This window comes from Mycobacterium sp. E735 (assembly GCF_001666955.1).
In the GTDB taxonomy this organism is placed as follows: Bacteria; Actinomycetota; Actinomycetes; order Mycobacteriales; family Mycobacteriaceae; genus Mycobacterium.
Genome location: NZ_LZIX01000107.1, coordinates 40,305 through 49,237, shown reverse-complemented (window position 1 = coordinate 49,237; position 8,933 = coordinate 40,305). Strand labels below are relative to the sequence as shown.

Genomic DNA, 8,933 nt, shown 5'->3' with positions numbered 1-8,933 from the left:
GCGTTCAGAAACCCTTTCGGGCTGCTCGATGCACCGCTACGCAGCAGAACCTCACAGTCGGCAACCGCGGCAAGGGGACTGGCCGGGTCATCGGTGATCGCGATCATCGCTGCTGGTCTCACGGTCCGGCCGAGCTCGTTGGTCAAAGCGCGTGCATGCCTGCTCGACCCCGACGGCGATGTGACGACCAGCAGCGAGTCGGAGGTGACCGGCCGCGGATTCTCTAGAAGATGTTCCGTATCGATCCACCACGCGGCCCTGCCGGCCGCACCGAGCCGCCGCCAGCTCGCCAGGGCCGCCAATTGCGATGCGCCTATACCGGTGAGGATGATGCGGTGCCCGTGATCGCGAACCGACGGGTATAGGCCCAGCGAGATCGGTACCCGATCGAAGTCGAGAAATGATCGGGCTTGAGCCCTGGCGTCGACGTGAAGGGCGGCCAGACTCGCGAGCCGCGGACGCGGCAACTGTCCACCGCAAAGCAGCCGTGCTGTTCTGGGGTTCACCGGTCAGTGCCCCTTCTTGGTTGTCCGTCGTGGTTCTGGTTAGCCCACGTGTCCTGCGACCCCGCCGGCGAGACGCAGCAGCTCTGCTGGTGGGCGGGCGTCTGCGCGGAAAGGATCCGCAACGCTTCGTCGACTATGAGCCTGCTGCCGGGGCGGGTGAGATGGCATCACCCTCGAAACCGATTCACCCGGGTGAAGACGACCGGCGATATCGCCGAGTGGCGGTGGCGTGCTCTCGCGATTGGGGTGGCCTAGAAATCTGTTGTGGACAATCGGCGTGCGGCACCGGCTCCGTACGCTGACCGCCGCTGTGTCACGCGCAATCCGTCTTCTACTCCGCGTCAACATTTTCGAGAACGACTGCTACCGCCTGGCCCGAGCCGATACAGACACCGATAACCCCATAACGGGCGCCTCGCTCACGCAATTCGATCGCCAGCGTCAGCAAATAGCGAGTTCCTGTGGCCCCGAAGGGATGTCCGATGGCGACAGCGCCACCATTGGGCGTCAGCTTGTCGTCGGGGACCACGAAACCATCCAGCTGGTTTGGCAATTCGCGCAGTACGCCGAGCGCCTGGGCGCTAAACGCCTCGTGCACCTCCCACACGTCGATCTGGTCGGGAGAAAGTCCCGCCCGGCGGATCGCGGCCGGGATCGCCCAGGCAGGTGCCACGCCCATGATGAGGGGGTCGATGCCGTAGACCGCACTGGATGCCACTCTGGCTAAGGGCTCGATGCCCAGTTCGCTGGCTCGCTGTCCGGAAGCGATGACGACGGCACTGGCGCCATCACTTAACGGCGAGGAGTTCGCCGCCGTCATTTGGGTCGTGCCCGGCTGGGCCGGTAAGGCCGCGAGCGCCGCGGCGGCCGTGTCGTCGCGGATGAACTCATCGTGTTCCGCCAGCCGGGCGGGTGTCTTCTTGGTCGCCGGAATCGTCACGGGCATAATCTCTTTGGCCAGCCGACCCCGATCCCGGGCGGCCTTCGCGCGTTGCTGGGATCGCACTGCGAACGCGTCGATCTCCTCGCGGTTCAGCGAGTAGCGGTCGGCGACATTCTGCGCGGTCTCGATCATGCTGATGTAGGCGTTGCGGGCCAGCAGCACCGGGTTGGGCGGACCTCCAGCGCCGCTCCACATGGTGTCAAGCATCAGAACCGGACCTCGGGGACTGAACGCGGCATCGCCCTTCATCAGCGCCCACCCCGATCGGGACATCGACTCGACTCCACAGGCGATACCCAACCCGAGGTCGCCGGCCTTGATCGCGTGGCTGATGGTCACCGCCGCGCTCAGTGACGATCCACAAAATCTGTTCACGGTGGACCCGGCCGCGGTGTCGGGAAATCCGGCCGCCAACGCCGCCCACCGGGCGACGTCGCCCATGCCCTCGTGAGCGGGGTTCACGCAACCCGCCACGATGTCTTCCACCGCGTCGAGCGGCACACCCACCCGGTCGCAGGCGCCCTTCATGGTCATACCCAGCAAGTCATCGGCGCGAATGCCCGACAGTGTGCCGCCATAGCGGGTGAACGGCGTTCGTACGCCCCCCAAAACGTAAGCCTCAGTCATCGCCCACCTTTCGAACGCGTCGGGTCGGCAAGGCCATCTGACCCGACCTTTGCTCCTCTATGAGGCTGCGCCCGCGTGGGGTGAGCCGTCATCACCCAACCGCCGGTTCGCCCGGGTGATTAACGCGAGGCGTTCTCAGATACGACGATTCGTGCTACAGGAGGCCGAGTTCTCGCGCCCGGCTGACCGCCGCGCTGCGGTGCTCGACGCGGAGCTTGCGGTACAGGGCGCGCTGGTGGGTCTTCACGGTATTGAGCGAAACGTAAAGCCGCGCACCGATCTCACGCCGCGATAACCGGGTGGCGAGCAGCCGAAGAACCTCGAGCTCCTTGGGGGTCAGTTCCTCGTCGACCGGGTGCCCCTCGTTGCGCGAAGCCGCTGGGGCGCCGGCACTTCGCCCGCCTGACGCGAGCAACGCCGAGCCGACGCCGGCGTCCGCGCAATCGCGCAGCAGGGTACCGACCTCGTCGAGGATGGCCTCTGCCATCTGGTGGTCGCCGTGATCTCTGAAGATCTCCGCTCTGGCCAGCAGCGCCTTGGCCACCTCCAGGATTGCTCCGCCTTGGCGGGCCGACATGACGGCCATGTCGGCGGCGGCCACCGCCGCAACCGCGTCACCGCGCATGCGGAGGACCTCGGCCGTAGCAAGCGACACCATCACGTTCACGAGGTGTTCCGCATCCGCCAGGTCGCGTGAGCTGCCGGAAGCCCGGCGGATCTGCCGTTCGGCGTCTGCGATGTGACCCTGTTCGGCCGAAATCAGCGCCAGGTAGCCCAACGCGTCGACGCGGGCGCGACGATCGCCCAATTTCTCGGCCAGCTTCACCGCCCGCTCGAAGGCGGCCTGTGCTTCTTTGATGCTGCCCGAGAAATACAGCGCCGCTCCATAGGTGCAGTAGGCGCTCGATCGGCCTATCGGCGCTTCGGCGAGATCGAGGGTGATCGCCCGGCGAGACATCTCGAGCGCCGTGGCGACCTCTGCCGTCTTGAAGGCGTGAACCGCGCGCAACACGACGACTTGAGCGCCGACCACGCCAGGGTCTGCGGTGTCGACCGTGGCTCGGGTTTCGACGGCCTCGATCCACTCGGCCGCGTCATCGAGTTGACCAACGCTCAGGGCGATCCAGGCGCGAGCCAGGCTCAGACGCGGATCCCGCAAAACGGTCTCCTCAGGGAGCAGATCAAGCAAGCCGGACACGGTCGACACGCCGCCCCCGTTGATTTCGTCGACCCAGTCCTCGGCGATGAGATCGGCGCTGCGCTCGATGTCGCCGCCGGCGACCAAGTGGCGCACCGCCTCATCGATGAGTCCCTCGGTCTCGAACCAGGCCGCGGCTCGCCGGTGCAGATCGGCCACGAGATCGGGCTCGCTGCGCCGCAACTCGGTGCGCAACAGCTCTGCGAACAACTGGTGATAGCGGTACCAGTGACGCGCCGTGTCCAGCGGAACCAAAAAGAGGTTTTCGCGTTCGATCGTCTCCAAGACCGAGGCCGAGCCGGACGTTTCGAGCACCGCGTCGCACAGCGCGCCGTTGAGCCGTCCCAAGACCGAGGTGCGTAGCAGAAAACTGCGCATCTGCGGCGGCTGACCATCGAGCACCTCGGCCATCAAGTAGTCGACGATATGACGGTTGTCCCCGGCGAATGTCTTGATGAACGCGGCGGTATTGGCGCGTCCGGCAAGCGAGAGGCCGGCGAGGTAGAGACCGGCCGCCCACCCCTCGGTGCGCCGGTGCAACAGCTGAATATCGGCGTGGGCCAAGCCCAGACCCAGGACGTCGTTCAGCAGATGGTCCGCCTCACTGGCGCCGAAACGTAAATCCTCGGTTCGCAGCTCGGCAAGGTCCCCGCAGGCCCTGAGACGCGCCAACGGCAGCAAGGGATCCGATCGGGTGGCCAGCACCAAGTGCAGATTCGCCGGCAACCGGCTGATGAAGAATGCCAGCTGCTCATGAACCGGTCGACTCACGACCAGGTGGTAGTCATCCAGAATGAGCACCATCGAGCCGTCAATCGTGTCGAGATCGTTGAGCAGGGTGGGCAGTACGACCTGCACTGGGTCGGCGCCCATCGCGAGGAGTTCGACCGCGCGAACCCCCACGCCGGGACTGACCTTCTGCAGCGCGGCGATCACGTACATCCAAAACCACACCGGGTCGTTGTCGGAGGCATCGAGCGACAGCCAGCCGAACCGCTGATCCTTACCCGCAGCCAGTGCCCACTGCGCCAGAATTGTCGTCTTGCCCCAGCCGGCCGGCGCGCTCAATAGGGTCAGCTTGCGGCGTTCCGTCGACAGCATGTCCAACAGGGCGGCTCGGTGAACAAGCTGGGCTCCGATGGCGGGGACGTGCAGCTTGGTGGCGAGCAGCACCGCTCGCGCGGCGGCTTCTCCGACGCTGTTGTCGCTGGGTCCAGCTGAGCCGGTCACGCCCGAACTCCGAGCATGCGTTGAACCCAGCAGCCGGGCAGGAAAACTCGGCGGTGAAGCGCCGTGGCCGGGCGCTGGCGTCTGGGCATCCCAGTTGTTCTCTGCAGGTTCGGGCGGGCTCGTTCGGTCCGGCATTCGCGGTGACCTTATTGAATCAGATTCGCTCCCCTCGATTACCTCCGGCGCACGCCGGCGGTGCCCGTTTGTGCTGGCGGATGCCCGTGCCGCCAGCGGCTCAAGGATGTTCGCATGTGCCGTGCTCACGCTCTGCCCGCTCACCGTATTTCCCCTCTATTCCCATCGGTCGGGTGGCTCCCGCAACTCATGACACCGCGGCGAGCGGATGGTGAGCGTCTCAACGTGAGGTGATCGAGCGTCTCAAAGTGAGACGCCGTGGCGGCCCGTCGACGTCGGTCACACGCACATGGCCCTCGGTTCACAACACCCAGCCACCGACGTTGAACACCACCGGGATCGCCATCAACATGCCAAGACCTTGCTCATCACCGCTTTTCGCAATTCCTCTGTGTCATTGCTTTCCGTTGCCGTTTCCAATCACTACGTTGGCAGCGCGAAGACGCCGTCACCATCACCCGGCGGGTGATGTTTAGGGCAGGGTCGGTGTATAGCTAGTGACCGTGATAATTGACCGACTGGTCAATGCGGGCGGCGGATGAGCTGCGCCGACTGGGCAGGGGGCGGATGCCGCCTTGGCGAACGAGTTGCAGCAAGATCGCAGCGGTTGGCACGGCCAGAGTCATTGCCGGCCAGGAACTCTCGGGTGTCAAAGGAACATCGTGTGCACATGGAATTCGGCGGGCCGGGACGCCCTCGCGCAGCCCCAGCCCGCCGAACGGTCATATAGCCGACGACGCGTAACCGCCCGCGAAGCCTTTGGGCAGGGCGGTTCCGGTGCCAAGCCGGGTCACGACGCTCGCTCCTCGATGTCGACGGGTGACGCGAGAGAAGCCGGATCGCTACGGCCGAAGCGAAACTCGTCGCCCAGCGGATTTTCCGGCGGCGCCGACGCGCCGGGGCCGCACGCTCCAGAACGGCCATGGTCGGTGCCCCCGGCAACGGCGTCGGACGCTGCCAGCCGACTCACCTGGCTCCCAGCCGCGAGAGCCGGGCCGCCGACGGCGATGGCGGAGTTGATGGCGCCGGTGCAATCGCTCGTCGTAACTGTGCGGTTGGGGGCCGGCGATCGACGTCGCCCGTCAGCTAGCGCGGCTTGCATGCGCATCGAGATGTAGAGTCCCGCTTGCTGTTCGGCGAGCTCACGTGACCATAGGTCATCGGGACACCATCGCGTACCCAGCGAGGCCGAACGCCACTGGCACCATCGCCAGGATTCCTAGCGCCGCGTTCAACATGGTTCGCTCTTTCCCTCGGGTGAAGCCTGATAGTTGTCGATTACTACGGTCGTCGCGGGGGCGGCGCAAAACCATCGCCCGAGGATTGATGTTTAGGGCCGGATGGGGCTAGTACTAGGCCGGTGCAGGCGACGGGTGACGAATAGGCCAGGCGGGGCCCGTATTTGACGTATGGGTCAATCAGTGCCGCGCATGAGCTGCGCCAATTGGGCGCGCGAGGTGATGCCCAGTTTGGCGAATGCGTTGTGGACGTGGGTCTTGACCGTGTGGGGGGACAGGTGGAGTTGCTGCGCGACGGAGCGGTTGGTCGCGCCCTGTGCGATGAGGTTGACGACCTTGAGTTCGGAGTCGGTGAGGCTGTCCCAGCCCGTTTTGGCCCGAGTCTGGGCGACGATGCGGCGTTCCACGCCCAGCCGGCGCAGCGCGCGGCCGACCCGGCGGGCATCGACAATCGCTTCGCACGCGATGTAGGTGTCGAATGCCGCGTTCAGCTGGTCGAGCGCCTCCGCGTCGCGCTGTGCGCGACTCAGCTCGGCCCCGGCGTCCTCGGCCGCGCCCGCGTAGAGAAGCGGCCGCGAAGACGAGCGAAGCAATTCCGCGGCAGCCACCAGTGCGTCGGCATCACGCTCGAGGATCCCGCGGACGTATCCGGCGACCCCCGCGAAGACCGGCACCGGTGGTCGCTCACGCTCCAGCGCCTCGGTGGCTTGCAGGACCCTCGCGCGCAAGCCGGCATCACCGGCCGCCGACGCCACCCGCGCACCCAAGATCACCAGATCTAGGACCTCAGGCGTGAGTGGCGTCCCGAGTAGCGCGATATCGCCGAGCCAACGCATCGCGTCGTGGACATCGTCGCGCTGCCACGCCGCGAGCGCGAGCACCTGCGCCGCCGCCCGACGAACCATCGATGCGCCGGTGGGGTACGCGTCACGCGCATCATTGGCCGTCTGTTGCAACAAGTTTCGGTCATCGGTATGCACCGCCACTGCGGCCAGAAGCGCCACGCGGACCATACCCAGGTCGGTCGCGCCTGTCGGCTGTCGGCGCGGCACGGATTCAGCCGCGGCGCGAGCTGCGGACAACCGGCCCGCGGCGAGATGGACCCACGCGTCGATATCGGCCCAAATATCGAGGGCCATCGCGTTGCGCTCCCGGGTGGCTTGCTCTATTCCGTCGGCGATCTTGGCTGCCGCGTCGTCCAACCGACCGGCCACCGCCAGCAGGTTGGCGTGGTGCGCTGCGAGCAAGTCGTGGGCCGCCGTCGCATCACTCGCGCGGGCGAGCGTGCACGCCTCCTCGAGGTGGCGCAGGGCACGGCCCGCATACCCGTCCCCACAGTCGAGACAGGCGAGGGTCACATCGGCCACGATCTTCGACTCGAGATCACCGGTCGCCGCCGCGGCCGCGGCGGCCTCGTCGGCGGCCGCGCGCTGTTGCCCCCGCTGATCGAACAGCAGGTTGTAGGCCAGCGAGGCCAGATGTCGCGCCCTGGTGACCTCGCTGATGCCGCCGAGCTGCAGCGCTCGCCGATTCTCCTCCACCCGCCGCTGGGCACTGTGCGTATTGATCGTCGGGAGGCGGAGGCGAATCTCGGCCTCCTCTTCCGGCGACGCCGCCGCCGAGAGCGCCGTCACGGCCACTTCTTCGGCCTCGTCGTAGCGGCTGGCCCGGTTGAGCAGCTCCACCGTTTCGGCAACCAGCGACCCGTGCTCAGAGTCGTCGGCGGACAACAGCTCCAACGCACGCTTGCACAGGTCCGCGGCCGCACTCGCATCGCCGCGGCCCACCGACTGAGCGGCCTGGCGCAGCGCGCCAACCGCCTCCTTGTCCCCGGGCTCCGCGCTTCTCGCGATTTGGGTGGCCACCTCGGCGGGGGCCGCTCCCATGCCCAGCATGACCGACGCCGATTGGCGCTCCATTGCCCGCCGCAGCGACTGCGGCAACGACTGCCGGGTGGCCTCACGCAGCAGGTCATGCCGAAACCTCAGCCGCTCACCATCTTCCACGAGCAGATCCGCGCGCACCGCCTCCTCCACCGCCGACAGCAGCGACGCCGGCGACCGTTCCAGCATCGCGGCCAGCAGGGCAGCCGAAAACCGGTCGGGCAGCACCGCGGCCACTCGCACAAGCTCGGAAGCGTCGTCGGAGAGCATCTCCAGCCGCTGGTGCATGGTTGCGCCCAGACGCCGCGGCAGTCCGTCGCCGGTGACCATCGCGCGGCCACCGGAGAGATTGAGCCGGCCCTCCTCGCCCAGTCCCCCGACCAGCTCGGTGACCAGAAACGGATTTCCGTGCGCCTTGGCGGCCAGCTCCAATAGCGGCGCCGCCGCCCTCGCCCGCACCGCATCACACACCATGTCGGCGACGGCGTCCGGCGTCATGGCCGCCAATCGCAGGAATGTGGCGTTCGCGCGGCCCAGCACCGACAAGGTTTCCTGTACCGCGGGCCCGCCCGCCCCGGTGCGGGCGGTCAATACCCACAAGACGGGCATTTCCGGGTGTCCTGTGGCGAGCGACCGCAGCGCCAACGCCGTGCCGTTGTCGGCCCAGTGGATGTCCTCCAACACGATCACCAGGGGGGTCTCCGCGGCCGCCGCATGAATCGCTTCGGCCAGATCGTGCACCACCCAGTAGCGCAGGTCGGCCGAGCTGCCCAGCCGGCGCAGCGCCTCTAGATCGCCGACCGGGGGATCGGCGTTCAACGTGGCCATGAACAGCGAGAAAAACGGCACCGCCTGCTGATACTCGAACGCCTCCCCGAACAAGGTGCGCGCCCCGCACCCGTCGGCCAGCGCGAACACTTCGGTGAGCAACCGACTCTTGCCGATGCCGGGCGGTCCCTCGATGACCAGCACACCCCCGGTTCCCTGGGCCGCCGCGGTGACCAGCGCGCGGATCAGTTCCAGCTCGGCCGCCCGCCCCCGGATCGGCGGAGTGACCAGCGGCTGACCGCCGACATCAGAAAGGCCGGTTGAAGGCCCCATGGGGCGTCCTGTCTACCGTTTACCGGACTGTCATTGCAGTGCACGTCATTGTAGGCCCGCGCATCAGCTGCC

General features: G+C 67.0%; 4 protein-coding genes. All 4 read right to left on the bottom strand.

All coding sequences use genetic code 11. The annotated features are described in order from the left end of the window. Positions 1-506: SIS domain-containing protein (locus A5704_RS27545; protein ID WP_156737575.1), on the bottom strand; the 506-nt coding region annotated here is incomplete at its 3' end. A 331-nt stretch (positions 507-837) separates the two neighbouring features. Beyond that, positions 838-2,076, bottom strand: coding sequence for a thiolase family protein (locus A5704_RS09045; RefSeq protein ID WP_067888614.1), 1,239 nt, complete (start codon positions 2,074-2,076; stop codon positions 838-840). Between the two features lie 154 nt (positions 2,077-2,230). Next, the gene (locus A5704_RS09040; RefSeq protein WP_067888611.1) at positions 2,231-4,504 is read right to left on the bottom strand and encodes a LuxR C-terminal-related transcriptional regulator; all 2,274 of its coding nucleotides are present in this window, start codon (positions 4,502-4,504) and stop codon (positions 2,231-2,233) included. A gap of 1,549 nt (positions 4,505-6,053) precedes the next feature. Continuing rightward, complete coding sequence (locus A5704_RS09035) at positions 6,054-8,861, bottom strand: LuxR family transcriptional regulator (protein WP_067760990.1); 2,808 nt, start codon at positions 8,859-8,861, stop codon at positions 6,054-6,056. Positions 8,862-8,933: the final 72 nt, after the last annotated feature.

Bases quoted from the DNA above. Each gene is read 5' to 3' on its own strand.
- A5704_RS09045 (WP_067888614.1), bottom strand. From the start codon at position 2,076: ATGACTGAGGCTTACGTTTTGGGGGGCGTACGAACGCCGTTCACCCGC.
- A5704_RS09035 (WP_067760990.1), bottom strand. From the start codon at position 8,861: ATGGGGCCTTCAACCGGCCTTTCTGATGTCGGCGGTCAGCCGCTGGTC.